This is a genomic window from Luteibacter sp. P4_E6, assembly GCF_056401535.1.
Genome location: NZ_JBFUJE010000055.1, coordinates 1 through 14764, shown reverse-complemented (window position 1 = coordinate 14764; position 14764 = coordinate 1). Strand labels below are relative to the sequence as shown.

Annotated in this window: 17 protein-coding genes; 12 read left to right on the top strand and 5 right to left on the bottom strand. The window is 65.5% G+C overall.

Annotated features, from left to right (window positions below):
* The 3 genes from AC1DT2_RS05960 to AC1DT2_RS05950 form a co-directional block, all read right to left on the bottom strand.
* Positions 1-397 (bottom strand): TgpA N-terminal domain-containing protein (locus tag AC1DT2_RS05960; RefSeq protein WP_477295087.1); only part of this gene is annotated, 397 nt, incomplete at its 3' end.
* Positions 394-1305: a DUF58 domain-containing protein gene (locus AC1DT2_RS05955; RefSeq protein ID WP_477295085.1), complete on the bottom strand. Its 912-nt coding sequence runs from the start codon at positions 1303-1305 to the stop codon at positions 394-396. The genes AC1DT2_RS05955 and AC1DT2_RS05960, both read right to left, overlap by 4 nt.
* Positions 1306-1349: 44 nt before the next feature.
* Positions 1350-2291 carry an AAA family ATPase gene (locus AC1DT2_RS05950; protein WP_477295083.1) on the bottom strand — a complete coding sequence of 314 codons (942 nt, stop codon included), beginning with the start codon at positions 2289-2291 and terminating at the stop codon, positions 1350-1352.
* An 83-nt stretch (positions 2292-2374) separates the two neighbouring features.
* On the opposite strand from AC1DT2_RS05950, the gene AC1DT2_RS05945 reads away from it, so the two are divergent.
* Entirely contained in the window at positions 2375-3958 is a 1584-nt protein-coding gene (locus tag AC1DT2_RS05945) for an ArnT family glycosyltransferase (RefSeq protein ID WP_477295081.1), read from the top strand.
* Here the strand turns inward: AC1DT2_RS05945 and AC1DT2_RS05940 are convergent.
* A complete protein-coding gene (locus AC1DT2_RS05940; RefSeq protein WP_477295079.1) occupies positions 3926-4510 on the bottom strand; it encodes a Maf family protein in 585 nt (194 codons plus the stop codon). The two genes, AC1DT2_RS05945 and AC1DT2_RS05940, sit on opposite strands and share 33 nt — an antisense overlap.
* Complete coding sequence (locus tag AC1DT2_RS05935) at positions 4511-4852, bottom strand: hypothetical protein (protein WP_477295077.1); 342 nt, start codon at positions 4850-4852, stop codon at positions 4511-4513.
* 261 nt (positions 4853-5113) lie between these two features.
* Here AC1DT2_RS05935 and AC1DT2_RS05930 point away from each other — a divergent pair, with 261 nt between their 5' ends.
* The 11 genes from AC1DT2_RS05930 (at position 5114) to tmk (ending at position 14598) form a co-directional block, all read left to right on the top strand.
* Complete coding sequence (locus tag AC1DT2_RS05930) at positions 5114-5629, top strand: YceD family protein (protein WP_063574027.1); 516 nt, start codon at positions 5114-5116, stop codon at positions 5627-5629.
* A gap of 18 nt (positions 5630-5647) precedes the next feature.
* Positions 5648-5842: a 50S ribosomal protein L32 gene (gene rpmF, locus AC1DT2_RS05925; RefSeq protein WP_046968738.1), complete on the top strand. Its 195-nt coding sequence runs from the start codon at positions 5648-5650 to the stop codon at positions 5840-5842.
* Positions 5843-5932: 90 nt separating this feature from the next.
* Positions 5933-6901 carry a beta-ketoacyl-ACP synthase III gene (locus tag AC1DT2_RS05920; protein WP_477295089.1) on the top strand — a complete coding sequence of 323 codons (969 nt, stop codon included), beginning with the start codon at positions 5933-5935 and terminating at the stop codon, positions 6899-6901.
* A 229-nt stretch (positions 6902-7130) separates the two neighbouring features.
* A complete protein-coding gene (gene fabD / locus AC1DT2_RS05915) occupies positions 7131-8081 on the top strand; it encodes an ACP S-malonyltransferase (RefSeq protein ID WP_477295074.1) in 951 nt (316 codons plus the stop codon).
* 27 nt (positions 8082-8108) lie between these two features.
* On the top strand, positions 8109-8852 hold the full coding sequence (gene fabG / locus AC1DT2_RS05910; protein ID WP_477295072.1) for a 3-oxoacyl-ACP reductase FabG: 744 nt from the start codon (positions 8109-8111) through the stop codon (positions 8850-8852).
* Between the two features lie 187 nt (positions 8853-9039).
* A complete protein-coding gene (acpP, locus tag AC1DT2_RS05905) occupies positions 9040-9282 on the top strand; it encodes an acyl carrier protein (protein ID WP_213948285.1) in 243 nt (80 codons plus the stop codon).
* A 148-nt stretch (positions 9283-9430) separates the two neighbouring features.
* Positions 9431-10747, top strand: a complete 1317-nt coding sequence (fabF, locus tag AC1DT2_RS05900; protein ID WP_477295070.1) for a beta-ketoacyl-ACP synthase II — start codon at positions 9431-9433, stop codon at positions 10745-10747.
* 5 nt (positions 10748-10752) lie between these two features.
* Positions 10753-12099 (top strand): aminodeoxychorismate synthase component I, encoded by a 1347-nt coding sequence (locus tag AC1DT2_RS05895; RefSeq protein WP_477295068.1) that lies wholly within the window; start codon positions 10753-10755, stop codon positions 12097-12099.
* A 2-nt stretch (positions 12100-12101) separates the two neighbouring features.
* Positions 12102-12929, top strand: coding sequence for an aminodeoxychorismate lyase (gene pabC, locus AC1DT2_RS05890; RefSeq protein WP_477295066.1), 828 nt, complete (start codon positions 12102-12104; stop codon positions 12927-12929).
* Positions 12929-13957 (top strand): endolytic transglycosylase MltG, encoded by a 1029-nt coding sequence (gene mltG / locus AC1DT2_RS05885; protein WP_063574212.1) that lies wholly within the window; start codon positions 12929-12931, stop codon positions 13955-13957. Before pabC ends, mltG begins: the two co-directional genes overlap by 1 nt.
* Entirely contained in the window at positions 13948-14598 is a 651-nt protein-coding gene (tmk, locus tag AC1DT2_RS05880) for a dTMP kinase (protein WP_477295063.1), read from the top strand. The genes mltG and tmk overlap by 10 nt, the downstream gene beginning before the upstream one ends.
* Positions 14599-14764: the final 166 nt, after the last annotated feature.

The window sequence follows — 14764 nt, the reverse complement described above, 5'->3', positions numbered from 1 at the left end:
GCAAGGCACTCATCAGGCCGAAGCAGGCGAAGGCGATTGCCACCCGTGCATCGCGACGGTGCTCGCTCTCGAGCATCTTCAGCACGAGGAGGCCGACGGCGAAGGCGCTGCCTGGTTCGCGACCGAACAGGGTGCCGTAGTAAGAGATAACGACGGCAAGCAGCAGGCCGATCAAGGGTAGCTTGATCCAGAACGGCGCGTTCCTTCCGCCTGTGCGGCGCTGGCGCCAGCGTGCCGTGAGCACGAGGGCCAGGGTGAGGGTGAGCCACCACGGCAGGTGCAGCGCGTGCACCACGAGCACGCTGGCCATGGTCAGGCAGAGCAGGTCGAAAGGGCGTTGCGCGAGGACAGGCTCGTCGACCGGGGCACGGCTGAGCGAAAGGCGAAAGCGCGTCATGGGCGTAAGGCCAGTGCTGTCATGCAGCGGTGGTAATGCTCGTCGCCCTGGGCGATATCGAAATAGCCGTCCGGCAGGCGCAGGCTCCAGCGTCGTCCCGAATCCTTGGCTTCGTCGACCCAGCGGGCGAGGCGGGAAATGCGCGATTCGTCATCGAGCCCGTGCATGCTGTCCCAGTCCAGGCGCCAATCTTCCTTCGGTGCAGGCTGTTCCAGGTCTTTCACCAGCAGTCCATGATGGCGCGCACTCAGTTTCCAGGCGATTTGCCGGCGAGGGTCGCCGGGACGGTAGTCGCGCAGGGAGGCCAACTCGTCGCCGGCGCGAGGGCGACCGCGGTCGGCATCGCCCTCTGGCTCGAACGGTGTCGGCCCGAGCGCCTCGGGGCGTGGGTAGACCAGGACGGGGTTATCCGGGTTGAGCCAGCTCCATGCGCGGAACATGCCGAGCGGCCAGCGCGTATGCAGCCGCATGCGCGGAAGGGACAGCCAGCCGCGGAAATCGGTGGCCAGCGCGAACTCGATGGTCGCCGGTGCGCCGGGGATCACCACCACCACGTGCTCACGGTCGGCGACATCGAGCCGGATGGCCATGCGCTCGCGCTGGCTTGCGGCGATGTCGAGCGAGACGCGGATGAGCTCGCCCGCACGGGCGGTGCCGGCGCGCAATCCTCCGACGGACAGGCCGTTGAGCGTACGAAACGCCACCAGCATGCTACCGGCGGTAGCTGCGCCGAGAAGGCAGGTGAGCATGAGGGCGGCGTTATTCGCGTAGTTCAGCGCGCCAATGAGCATCACGGCCAGCAACAGGGAGAAACCCACGCCGAAGCCGGTCGGCACGATGTAGATACGGCGGCGATGAAGCAGGATCGGCAGGGGCTCGCGCCTGCGCATACGGGTAAGTGAAGGCAACCTCCGTTCCGCCCATGCGACGATCCGTTCCCCCGCTGGCGGCATCAGGGCACCGCGGTCTCGGCAAGGATCGCCCGCGCGATCGACTCTCGGTGACTACCGCGGCCGGGGACCAGGCGATGGGCCGCCGTAGGCACGAATACCGTCTGGACGTCTTCGGGGATAACGTAATCGCGTCCGCTGATCATCGCCCAGGCACGCGACGCGGCGAGCAATGCCAGTCCGGCACGCGGCGAAAGACCGACGCGAACCTCATTGTGCTTCCGGCTGGCTGTGAGCAGCGCCTGGAGGTAGTCGAGCAGGGCGCTGCTGACCTTCACCGCCTGCGCGGCGGCATGCAACTGGCTGATCGCCGCGATGTCGAGGCGTGGCTTCAACGAAGCCATCAGTTCGCGGCGATCTTCGCCGATCAGCAGCGCGCGTTCGGCCGCGGGGTCGGGATAGTCCAGGCTCAGGCGCAACATGAAGCGATCCAACTGYGAATCCGGCAAGGGAAAGGTGCCGGCCAGGTCGAGCGGGTTCTGCGTGGCGACCACGAAGAACGGCCTGGGCAATTCGTGGGTGACGCCGTCCACGGTAGTCTGTCCCTCGGCCATGGCCTCGAGCAGGGCACTCTGCGATTTCGGCGTCGCACGGTTGATCTCGTCGGCGAGCAACAGGCTGGTAAAGATGGGGCCCGGATGGAAACGGAACTGACCTGTCTCGCGCTCGTAGACGCTGACCCCGATAATGTCCGATGGCAGGAGGTCGCTGGTGAACTGGATGCGCTGGAATTCGAGATCGAACGTGGCGGCCAGTGCGTGCGCCAGGGTGGTCTTGCCGACGCCGGGTACGTCTTCGAGGAGAAGGTGGCCGCCGGCGATCAGGCAGGTGAAGGCCAGCTTGACCTGGCGTGGCTTGCCGAGCAGCACGCTGTTGACCTGTGCCAGTGCGCCATCCAGTCGGTGGCGGAGCATTTCATCGTTGAGCGGAGTCGTCGCTGACATGATCGATGCGTGTGCCCCCAGGCCTGGCAATGTCGATGTTTGAGCGTTCCAGTGTAGCGGTGGCGACGCGATCGTGGCGAGGCATGTTCCTCATCATGTTCTTCGCGGCGTTATTACTGAAAGTCGTCATAGCGGCCACCTTGTCACCCTTCGGTGACGAGGCCTTCTACTGGCAGGAAAGCCTCTCCCCGGCCTGGGGCTACAGCGACCTGCCGCCGCTGACGGCCTGGTTGATCGGCTTGTCCGAAGGGATGTTCGGCCATGGACGTTTCACCATGCGCCTGCCGTTCCTGCTCATCGGTGCCGTGTTGCCGTGGCAGGTCGGCGCCCTCGCGCAGCGTCTGAGTGGCGAGGCCGCGCGCTGGCGGGCGGCGACCTTCGCACTGCTGCTCCCGCTGGTAGGTAGCATGGGCGTCCTGGCGCTGCCCGACGTGCCGTTGACGTTCGCCATCGTCCTCGCCACCCAAGGTCTGGTGGCAGCGCTTGAAGCGAATCGCCTGCGCGATTGGAGCCTGCTCGGTGCGGGGCTGGCCATTGCCTGGGTGACTCACTACCGCGCCGCGATGCCGATGCTCGCTGGCCTGCTGTTCCTGTTGGCGACACCGCGAGGACGCATGCAATGGAGGCGTCCCGGCCTCTGGCTGGCCATGGCGCTAGCGTCACTCGGCCTGCTTCCCCTCGTGATCTATAACGTCGCCGCCCGCGGTGCGGGGCTGGCATTCCAGCTCGTGGAGCGCAATCCGTGGCGCTTCCACGCGGACGCACTGGTCCAGCCGCTCGAGCAGGCCGCGGCGTGCACGCCACTCGCGTGGATCGTGCTGATGTGGGCCTTGTGGCAGGCCTGGCGTCGGCGAGGCGAAGCACCGTTCGACGTGATTGCCGCCCTTGCCGGAAGCTTCATCGTTCTCTACTTCGTGCTTGGCCTGTTTGCCGACGACGTTCGGTTCCGTGCTCACTGGCCGCTTCCCGGATTCGTTCTCCTCTGCGCTGTATTGCCTACCTTGCTCGCCCGTGCCGGGCGCACCTGGCGCCGATTTGCCATGGCGGCCTTCGTACTCGCCGGCTGCGGTCTTCTCGCCGGGCTGGGTTATCTCGGCCTGGCGGCGTCGCCGAATGGCGCCCGCGTACTCGCCGGGGTGAAGGCCTTTCCTTCGAACTTCACCGGTTGGCGTGAAAGCAGCGACGCGGTGCGCGGGCTGCAGGCGAGGGAACCCTCGTCGCTCATCGTGGCCGATAATTTCATGTTGGCGGCAGAACTGCGTTTTGCGCTCGGTGGTGCCGGCGCTATTTATTCACTCGACAGCCCGTTGAACACCAAGCATGGGCGTGCCGCGCAACTGGCAGCGTGGGGAAGTAACGAGGCTGGCCTGGCGAGACTCGCCGGCCGACGCCTCCTGCTGGTGGTCGACGAAACCTCGCTGCGCGAACGCGAGAGGCGCGACTGGCTTGCGTCGATCTGTTCACGTGTCGACATCGTCGAGCCTGTGCTGCGCCTCGATCTTTTTGACGGTCGCCGTCGCTTTGCCGTGTATGACGCTACGGCGCGAGCCGTTCCGGGACCGCTTCACAGTCCCGACGATTGCGTGGTCTGGCGCGACGCATATCGGGCATCCATCCTGCCGGTGCGGGGTAGCTCAGGGCAGGGCGACACCGGCGTCGCGCAGTAGGCGGCAGGTCGCGATCAGTGGCAAGCCGATCAGCGCGGTCGGGTCGTCATTGACGATTCGTTCGAACAGCGCGATGCCCAGCCCTTCGCATTTGAAGCTTCCGGCGCAGTCCAGCGGGCGTTCGCGTTCCACGTAGCGCTCGATGTCCTGCGCCGACAGGTGGCGGAAGTGCACCCGTGTTTCGTCGATGTGCAGGGAGGTCCTGCCCTTCGCGTCGATCACGCAGACGGCGGTATGGAAGACGACCTCTCGTCCGGAACTGGCGGACAGCTGCTTGTGCGCGGCCTGCACCGTGCCCGGCTTGTCGAGCACGGTGCCGTCGAGATCCGCGACCTGGTCCGAGCCGATCACCACGCAGCCGGTGCGTGTCGCGGCAACCGCGCGGGCCTTGGCTTCGGCCAGTCGTGCAGCGCGTGCGGCAGGCGCTTCACCGGGCAGGGGATCTTCATCGGTACCGGGCGAGGCCTGTTCGAACCCCTCGAGAAGACGCCGGAGCAAGCTTGCGCGGTAGGCTGAGGTGGACGCGAGGATGACGACAGGTTGCGCGGACACTCAGAATTCCTTGTGGATATGTTCGCGTACTGCCACGTCGAGTGCGGTCTGCGCGTCGTCGAGCGCACGCAGGCGCGGCTCCAGCTGGTGGCGTGCCCGAACGAGGCCGTCCACGGCGTCATCCAGCTCGCGCTGGCTGGCCCCGGGTGCACGGTCGCGGATCCACAGGCGTTGCTGGAGTAGGGCGCGCAGGCCGGAATCCACCGCCTGCTGGGCCTCCACTTCGCCCGCTGCCGGCAGGTCGGGACTGACCGACATAACCGAGTGAGCGCGTTGAAGGCGGTCGCGGCAGTCCTTGAGATCGGCCTCGAGACGGTCGGCGTTGTCCAGCAGATCCTTCATGGCGCTGTGTCGCCGTCGCGTCCGCTGCTGGACGACCGCCCAGGCACATAGCCCGATGGCGGCCACGATGATGGCCGCAAGTGCATAATAACCAAAAGAAAACACGCTAGCTCTTCCCCCTGTTGGGTGTGCTGCGGCAAACTACATCCTGACCTGCGAGTCTGCACGAAAGGCCCCGCCGTGCGCAAAAGTAGGCCTCTTGCGGTTTGTACCCGCTAACCGGTTGACTTCAGGCAGGTTGATGCCTACCATTTCCCGATTATGTCCGTGACCTTGCCATCGTCCGTGGACGCTTGGCGCGAAGTTCGTGCGCGGCGTTCGTTCCAGGGCTCGCTTCCCGTGTCGGCTTTTGCCCGCCTCGGAGAAGTCATTGCGTCGCCCGAAGGCGACGTAACCTACGAGCTGGACTTCGGTCGCGACGAGTTCAATATCGCCTATGTGGCTGTACGTGCGAAGGCACCGTTGACCGTGATCTGTCAGCGTTCGCTGGAACCGTTCGTGCTTCCGGTTGAGATCGATACACGTCTCGGACTGATTGTCGAAGAAATCGAGGAAGCCGCGCTGCCCCCTGGGTACGAGGCACTCCTCGTCGAACAGGACGGCAAGCTCGACCTGCGCGCGACGATCGAAGATGAACTGCTGTTGGCGCTGCCCCTGGTTCCGGTCAATCCGGACTACGAGTTGCCCGATGACATCGTTGGTGCCGACGAGGAAGAAGAAGCCTTGCCGGATCCGTCTGAAAACCCGTTCGCGGCACTCCGCGGACTCATAAAGTAATTTCGCTGGAGATTTGTCATGGCAGTTGCCAAGAGCCGCAAGACCCCTTCCACCCGTGGCATGCGTCGTTCGCACGACGCGCTGACGACCGTTCAGCTGTCGACCGATCCGACCAGCGGCGAAGTACACCTGCGTCACCACGTGACCAAGGATGGCTTCTACCGCGGTAAGAAGGTCATCGAAACCCGCGGTGCGGTTGAAATCGAAGACTGATCTCCCTTCGCAGGGATGATCGCAACGCAGGCGGCGCGGTAACGCGCCGTTTTGCGTTTATGGCCTTTGGCCCTGAATAGGGGAACGGTTCTGAAATACGCCCGCATCATCGGTACCGGCAGCGCACTTCCCGACAAGGTCGTGACCAATGCCGACCTCGAAAAAATCGTCGACACCACCGACGAGTGGATCCGCACGCGCACCGGGATTTCCGAGCGCCACTACGCGGYCGACGGCGAGACCACGGGCGACCTTGCCTTCCTCGCAGCCCAGCGCGCCCTCGAGGCAGCGGGCGTCAAGGCATCCGAGATCGACCTCATCATTCTCGGCACAACCACGCCCGACCTCATTTTTCCGTCCACCGCCTGCCTCGTGCAGCATCGCCTGGGTGCGAACGGCTGCGCCGCCTTCGACGTGAACGCCGCCTGCTCTGGCTTCGTGTACGCCCTGGGCATCGCCAATGCGTTTGTTCGTAGTGGTCAGTCGAAGAAGGCCCTGGTCATCGGTGCCGAAACCCTCACCCGCATGGTCGACTGGACCGAGCGGGAGACCTGCGTGCTGTTCGGTGACGGCGCCGGGGCAGTCGTGCTGGAAGCCTCCGACGAGCCGGGTATCTTCACCACCCGCATGCGCGCCGATGGCGGTTTCAAACACCTGCTGTTCAACCCGGTTGGCGTGTCCGCCGGTTTCACCGACGCGCCGAACCACGGCGTGAAGATCAGCATGCTGGGCCGCGAAGTGTTCAAGGTCGCGGTCAAGACACTGGATTCGCTGGTCGGCGAGACCCTGGCGGACGCGGGCATGAAGGAAGAAGAGATCGACTGGCTGATTCCGCACCAGGCGAACCTGCGCATCATCGAAGCGACGGCCAAGCGCCTGAACATGTCGATGGACCGGGTCATCGTCACCGTGGACAAGCACGCCAATACGTCGTCGGGGTCGGTGCCGCTGGCGCTCGACTACGCCGTGCGTTCGGGCAAGGTCAAGCGCGGCCAGAACCTGCTGCTCGAGGCCTTCGGTGGCGGCTTCACCTGGGCCTCGGCGCTCCTTCGATATTGATCCCCGTCAGGGACCAACCTTCGCTTGGTAGGAGCCGATTCATCGGCGAAGGGTGCTCGCGGCATCCTGGCCCGCTTCGCGGGATCGCCGATGAATCGGCTCCTACCCGGCAAGAGCGTCGGGCCACGCAGGAGTGACTGGCCCCCAGGCCTCCACACGCCCGCGAATGGTGCAATCTGCCCCAAGTTACTGGCACCATTCGCGGTTTGACGTTCCGGAAACTTCTCGCATGACCGCATCCAGCGCCTCGCTCGCCTTTGTCTTTCCTGGTCAGGGCTCGCAGTCCGTCGGCATGCTTGCCGAACTCGCCGCTGCCCACCCCGAGGTCCGTGCGGCCTTCGATGAGGCCTCCGAGGGGGCGGGTATCGACCTGTGGGAACTGAGCCAGAACGGCCCCGAGGATCGCCTTAACAGCACCGAGAACACGCAGCCGGCCCTGCTGGCCGCCAGCGTCGCCGTGTGGCGCGTGTGGGTGAAGCAGGGCGGTGCGCTCCCGGCGTACCTGTCCGGGCACAGCCTGGGCGAGTACAGCGCCCTGGTCGCCGCGGGCGCCCTTTCCCTGAAGGATGCGGCGGGTCTGGTCGCTGAGCGTGGTCGCCTCATGCAGGCCGCCGTGCCGGCCGGCGTCGGCGCCATGGCCGCCATTCTGGGCGGTGACGACGCCCAGATCGCCCAGGTCTGCGAGGAAGTCGCCCAGGGCCAGGTGGTCGCTCCCGCCAATTTCAATTCTCCCGGCCAGCTGGTGATCGCCGGTCACGCCGAGGCGGTCGATCGCGCCCTGGCTCGCCTGGCCGAGCTCGGTGTGAAGAAGGCCGTGAAGCTGGCCGTGTCCGTGCCCTCCCACTGCATGCTGATGCGCGATGCCGCGGACCGACTGGGTGAAAGAATGGCCGCCATCGACTGGTCGATGCCGTCGATCCCGGTCATCCAGAACGCCGACGCCCAGGTGCACACCTCGGTTGAGAACATCCGTGGTGCCCTGATGCGCCAGCTCTATCTTCCGGTGCGCTGGACCGAGTGCGTCCAGGCGCTGGCGGCCCATGGCATCACGCAGGCGCTCGAGTGCGGTCCGGGCAAGGTGCTTTCCGGCCTGATCAAGCGCATCGACAAGTCCGTCGAGGCCAAGCCGATCGGTACGCCCGCCGACCTCGATGCCGCGCTCACCGTCGCCACGGCCTGACCCTTCCCCGTTAAGACAGGAATTCCCATGACCCAGACCCTCAAGGGCGAAATCGCGCTCGTTACCGGCGCCAGTCGCGGCATCGGCGCGGCCATTGCCGACCGCCTTGCCGCGCTCGGTGCGACGGTGTTCGGCACCGCGACGACCGAGTCCGGCGCCCAGGCGATCGGCGAGCGTCTCGCGGCCCACGGTGGCCACGGCCGCATGCTCAACGTCACCGATCCGGCGGCGATCGAAGCCCTGATCGACGGTATCGCCAAGGAGACCGGCGCGGTCTCCATCCTGGTCAACAATGCCGGCATCACGCGCGACCAGCTCCTCATGCGCATGAAGGAAGAGGACTGGAGCGCGATCATGGAAACCAACCTGACCTCCGTGTTCCGCACGTCCAAGGCGGTCATGCGCGGCATGATGAAGGCACGCAAGGGCCGCATCATCAGCATCGCTTCCGTGGTCGGCGTCACCGGCAATCCGGGCCAGGCCAACTACGCAGCGGCCAAGGCCGGCATCATCGCGTTCTCCAAATCGCTCGCCCGTGAGATTGGCTCGCGTGGCATCACCGTGAACGTGGTGGCCCCGGGCTTCATCGATACCGACATGACTCGTGGGCTTCCGGAGGAGCAGCGCAGCGCGCTCCTGTCCGGCATCGCCCTGGGCCAGCTGGGCGAGCCCAACGATATCGCCGAGGCGGTGGCCTTCCTGGCCTCGCCCGCAGCGAAGTACATCACCGGTGAGACCCTTCACGTGAACGGCGGCATGTACATGCCCTGATGGGGCCGCCCTGATCGGCCGGGGTCGGCGGCAGTCGCCACCGGCCCGTTTTTGAGAGACAATCATCGTTTCGCGTCCGGCTTAAGAAAAACCGGGCGTCATCCACGTGGTGGCAGTGTGTGTTGGCGGGCCAAGTCCTTAGCCACTACAATGCCGCCGGAATTTTCCCTCGGGAGGTAAAGGCAACATGAGCACCATCGAAGAACGCGTCAAGAAGATCGTCGTTGAACAGCTGGGCGTCAAGGAAGATGAAGTCACCACCAACGCGTCTTTCGTGGACGATCTGGGCGCCGATTCGCTGGATACCGTTGAGCTCGTGATGGCCCTCGAAGAAGAGTTCGAGTGCGAGATCCCGGACGAAGAAGCTGAGAAGATCACGACGGTCCAGCAGGCGGTCGACTACATCAAGGCTCACGTCAAGACCCCTTGATCAATCGACTGGTTGTCGATCGGAGGCTTGCCTCCCGTCGATCTCCGAGCGACACGGAAGCTGCGCCTAAAGGCGCAGTTTTCGTTTCCGCTTTTCGTAACCTGCGCTCGCGTATGGTTGCGTGGATAAAGTGCTAAGGAACAAACGCATGAGTAAACGACGTGTGGTAATTACCGGCATGGGGATTCTTTCGCCGGTCGGTAACGATGTCGCCACCGCCTGGAAGAACGTCGTCGAAGGTAACAGCGGCATCGGCCCTGTCACCGATTTCGACACCAGCGCCTATAACACCCGCATCGCGGGCGAAGTCCGCAACTTCGTTGCGGCCGACGCCTTCTTTGACGGCGTCACGATTCCCACCGACGAGGCGGGGATCAAGGCGCTTGACGACGAACGTCGCTCCATTGCGAAAGACTTCAAGCGGATGGACCCGTTCATCCACTATGGCATCGTCGCCGGTGCCCATGCGTTCCGTCAGTCGGGTCTGGTCGTGACCGAAGAGAATGCCGGGCGTATCGGCGTGGCCGCGGGTGCCGGTATCGGCGGCCTGCACACGATCGAAGCCACCGCGATCGAGCTGAACGAAAAGGGCCCGCGCAAGGTCTCGCCGTTCTACGTACCCAGCTCCATCATCAACATGGTCGCCGGTAACCTGTCGATCTACTTCGGCCTGAAAGGCCCGAATATCGCGTTGGTCTCGGCGTGCACGACGGCCGCACACAACATCGGCATGGCCATGCGCCTGATCCAGTACGGCGATGCGGACGCGATGCTCGCCGGCGGCTCGGAGCATGCCACCACGACGACGGCGATGGCGGGCTTCTGCTYGGCCAAGGCGATGTCCACGCGCAACGACGATCCGACGCACGCCAGCCGTCCGTGGGATACCGGCCGCGACGGCTTCCTGCTGTCCAACGGTGCCGGCATGCTCATGCTCGAGGAGTACGAGTTCGCCAAGGCGCGTGGCGCCAACATCCTGGCCGAGCTTGTCGGCTTCGGTATGAGCGGCGACGCGTATCACATCACCTCGCCCAGTGGTGACGGTGCAGAGCTTGCCATGCGCAATGCCCTGCACGACGCGCGCATCACCCCGGAAGACGTGCAGTACGTCAATGCGCACGGCACCTCCACCCCGGTGGGCGATCTGGGCGAAGCCAAGGCCATTCGCAACGTGTTCGGCGACCACGCCACCGCGAAGGGAAAGTTTGCGGTCAGTTCGACCAAGTCGGTCACCGGCCACCTGCTCGGCGCTGCCGGCGGTGTGGAGGCGATCTTCTCGGTGATGGCGCTGCGCGACGGGATCATCCCGCCGACGATGAATCTCGTCGACGTCGATCCGGAAGTGGCCGCGCTTGGCATGGATCTCGTGCCGAACAAGGCGGAGAAGGCGGACCTCAACGTCGTCGTGTCGAATTCGTTCGGCTTCGGCGGCACCAACGGTACGCTCGTCTTCCGTCGCCTCTGATCGGCGTGGCTTTCGTCACGCGAACCCTGGCCGGCCGGCGCGATCTCCTCGCGCCGGCCGCGTCATATCCGGAACGCTATCCGGCACTGCTGGCCAGTGCGGTCACCGGAACGCCGCAGTCTCGCTTCGACATCCTTTTTGTCGCCGGTGATGCGTCGCTGACGCTCGGTGCTGACGACCTTGTTCGTGATGCGGCAGGCGACATCGTTCCCGGCACGTTTCTCGATGCGCTCGATGGCGCCTGGGCCGCGCGCCATCATCCGCGGGTCGACGATGGCTTGCCGTTCCACGGGGGCTGGATCGTCTACCTTGCGTACGAACTGGTCGGGCAGATCGAGCCGAGCCTGCGCCTGCCGCCGTCCAGCGGGGTCGCACCGGTGGCGTTCGCCTTGCGTAGCCCCGCGGCGGCGATCGTCGATCACGTTGGGCAACGCACCATTCTCATTGCCGAGGACGGCGCCGAGCACTGGCTGGACATCCTGTCCGCCGACCTCGACGTGGCACTTCCCGATCTCGCGTTGGCTACACCCGTTGCCGTCGAGGAAGACGAGCCGTCGCGGTTTCTCGAAGGTGTCGTGCGTATTCACGAACACCTGCGTGCGGGCGATGTGTTCCAGGTGAATCTGTCGCGGCGTTGGTCGGCGCGGTTTGCCGAAGCGCCTTCCCCGGCGAGCCTGATGGCGGCATTGCGCACGGCGAATCCCGCACCCTTCGCGGGGCTGCTCCAGCAACCGGCATGGGCGATCGTGAGCTCGTCGCCGGAGCGTCTGGTCGAATCGCGCGACGGCCTGCTGCAAACGCGCCCCATCGCCGGAACGCGGCCTCGCGTCCCTGGTGACGACGATGCGGCACGTATCCGCGAACTCACGACGCACCCGAAAGAGCGGGCCGAGCACGTCATGTTGATCGACCTGGAGCGCAACGACCTCGGTCGCGTGTGCGTGCCCGGCAGCGTGAAAGTCGATGAGCTCATGGTCGTGGAGAGTTACGCCCATGTGCATCACATCGTTTCCAATGTGTGCGGCCGGGCACGTGAAGGCGTGACGCCCGGCCAGGTGATCGCGGCGACGTTTCCGGGCGGCACCATCACCGGTTGTCCCAAGGTGCGCTGCATGGCGATCATCGGTGATATCGAACGTGAGCCGCGGGGTGCCTACACGGGGGCGATCGGCTATCTCGACGACAACGGCGACATKGACCTCAATATCCTCATTCGCACGTTGATGGTCGAAGGGCCGACGGTGTCGCTACGTGCGGGTGCCGGCATCGTCACCGATTCGGTACCTGACAAGGAACTCGACGAGACGCGGGCGAAGGCGCGCGGCCTGTTGCGTATTTTCGGCGCGGCATGAGCATGCGTATGTCGGTCGACTTCATCGAGACCGATCGGCTGGGTGCGGCGGATCGTGGCCTGATGTACGGCGACGGCCTGTTTGAAACGTTGCGCGTGGTCGATCGTGCCRTGCCTTTGTGGCCGCGGCACGTCGAACGCCTGCGGGCGTCGGCGAGGCGTCTGGGCATGCCTGCGCCCGATACCGACGCTATGCTGGCCGGCGTCCAGCACCTGGCCCATGGGCTGGAGGATGCCGTGGCCCGCATCACGTTTACCGCCGGTGTGGGTGAGCGCGGTTACGCCCGGCCACGCCAGGCAAAGCCGACCATCGTGATCAGCGTCGGTCCGCTATTGCTTGCCACGGACGTGTACCGCCACGGGATAGCGTTGCGCCAGTGCGACACGCGCCTGGGCGATYAGCCCCTGCTGGCGGGGATGAAGCATCTCAACCGTCTCGAGCAGGTGCTCGCCCGCTCGGAGTGGGAGGATACCTGCTGGCAAGAGGGCCTGATGGCCGACCAGGAGGGTCGCGTCGTCTGCGCAACGGCAGCTAACCTGTTTGCCGTCATAGGCGGGCGCCTTGTCACACCGCCGGTGGATCGTTGCGGTGTCGCGGGCGTGGCGCGCGCGGAGGTGCTTGCTTCGGGCGAGGTGGACATCGGGCACGTGTCGCCGCAACAGGTGGTCGAGGCCGACGAGGTCTTCCTCACGTCGGCCGTTCGGGGCATTCTTCCCGTTCGGGCTTTCGCTGGCCGAACCTGGCAGCCCGGCCCGGTGACCCGCCATTGGCAGGCCCACTGGCGCGCGATCGGCCTGCCGCTTCCGAACCGTTCGAAGGATTCCGATTGATGAAAGTGCGCGGCATCGCCCTCTGGCGTGTCATTTTGCTGGTGGTGCTGGTCGCGGCGATCGCCGTGGGTAGCTGGCTTGTTTTCGACTGGTCGCGCTTTGCGCGCACGCCGCTGAGCGTGCCCGTGGCCGGACAGAGCATCGATGTGGCACGCGGTGCTTCGTTCAAGGACATCGTGCGCGACCTGCGCGATCGCGGCGCGACACGCGCGTCGCCGCTGTACTGGCGCGTGCTGGCGATCGAAATGCGCGCATCGGGGCGTCTGCACGCGGGTGAATACCTGCTGCGCACGGGCATGACACCAAGGGATCTGATTGGCGACATGGCCAACGGCAAGGTCATGCAGCGCAATTTCACCATCGTCGATGGCTGGAGCTTCGCCGATCTGCGCCGTGCGCTGGCCGCGACCGACACGCTGTCGCACGACACGGCGGGTGTCGACAACGACGAGCTGATGAAGCGGCTGGGTAACGAGGGCGAGCACCCGGAAGGGAGATTCCTTCCCGAAACCTACGCATACGTCAAGAACGACACCGACTCCAGCATCCTCAAGCGCGCGCATGCGGCGATGACCAAGACACTCGACACGGCCTGGGCAGCGCGTGCCCCGGACCTGCCGCTGGCCACCTCGTACGAGGCGCTCATCCTCGCCTCGATCGTGGAAAAGGAGACGGGCAGGGCGGAAGAGCGCCCGCGCATCGCCGGCGTGTTCATCCGGCGCCTACAGCTGCACATGCTGCTGCAGACCGACCCGTCGGTGATCTACGGCATGGGCGACAGCTATGTGGGCAACATCCACAAAAGCGACCTCACGACGGACACCCCCTACAATACGTACACGCGGGTCGGCCTGCCGCCGACCCCGATTGCGCTGCCGGGGCGCGCGGCGATCCAGGCGGCGCTGCATCCGGTGGAAGGCAAGGATCTGTATTTCGTCGCCAAGGGCGACGGCAGCCACGTCTTCTCGGCCAATCTCGATGACCACAACCGGGCTGTTGCCTGCTACCAATTGAAGCGATGCCAGTGACGACACCCAAGCGCGGCCGACTGATCACCCTCGAAGGCGGCGAAGGCGCCGGCAAGAGCACGCTGCTCCGTGGGCTCGAAGCGTACCTCCGTGTGCAGGGCGTGGATCTGGTCGTTACCCGCGAGCCCGGCGGTACGGCCGTGGGGGAGGCGGTGCGCGGCGTGGTGCTGGATGCCGCCAACAACGACCTCTGCGCGGAAGCCGAATTGTTGCTGATGTTCGCCTCGCGCGCCCAGCTGGTCCGTCAGGTCATCGAGCCGGCGCTGGCCGCCGGTCGCTGGGTGCTTTGCGATCGGTTTACCGACGCCAGCTTTGCCTACCAGGGTGGCGGTCGCGGTCAACCGGTGGAGCGCATCGAGGCGCTCGAAGTCTGGGCCGCGCTGGCCCTCAAGCCCGATGTCACGTTGCTGCTCGACCTTCCCGTGAGCACCGGCCGTGCTCGCGCCGCCGGTCGGGGCGAGGCGGACCGCATCGAAGGGGAGGGTGATTCCTTCTTCGAACGCATTCGCGACGCGTATCGCGCGCGGGCAGCCGCGGAGCCACGACGCTTCCGCGTGCTGGACGCGAGTGCCGCGCCGGACGCCGTGCTGGGCCAGGCCATCGAGGGTGTTTCCGGCTTGCTTGACGGAGTCGTTTCGTGAGCCTGCGCCCCTGGCATGCCGATGCCTGGGCGCGCCTGCAGGMGCGCCGTGAGCGCGATGCGCTTCCGCATGCGTTGTTGCTTGCCGGGCCGGCTGGCCTGGGCAAGCGGGATTTTCTGGCGACGTTCGTCAAGGGCCTGCTCTGTCAGCAGAGTCACGACGGTAC

Coding starts and splice junctions, on each gene's coding strand:
- fabG (WP_477295072.1), top strand. CDS start 8,109: ATGACCCAGACCCTCAAGGGCGAAATCGCGCTCGTTACCGGCGCCAGT.
- AC1DT2_RS05930 (WP_063574027.1), top strand. CDS start 5,114: ATGTCCGTGACCTTGCCATCGTCCGTGGACGCTTGGCGCGAAGTTCGT.
- rpmF (WP_046968738.1), top strand. CDS start 5,648: ATGGCAGTTGCCAAGAGCCGCAAGACCCCTTCCACCCGTGGCATGCGT.
- mltG (WP_063574212.1), top strand. CDS start 12,929: ATGAAAGTGCGCGGCATCGCCCTCTGGCGTGTCATTTTGCTGGTGGTG.
- AC1DT2_RS05945 (WP_477295081.1), top strand. CDS start 2,375: ATGTTCCTCATCATGTTCTTCGCGGCGTTATTACTGAAAGTCGTCATA.
- AC1DT2_RS05935 (WP_477295077.1), bottom strand. CDS start 4,852: ATGAAGGATCTGCTGGACAACGCCGACCGTCTCGAGGCCGATCTCAAG.
- acpP (WP_213948285.1), top strand. CDS start 9,040: ATGAGCACCATCGAAGAACGCGTCAAGAAGATCGTCGTTGAACAGCTG.
- fabD (WP_477295074.1), top strand. CDS start 7,131: ATGACCGCATCCAGCGCCTCGCTCGCCTTTGTCTTTCCTGGTCAGGGC.
- tmk (WP_477295063.1), top strand. CDS start 13,948: ATGCCAGTGACGACACCCAAGCGCGGCCGACTGATCACCCTCGAAGGC.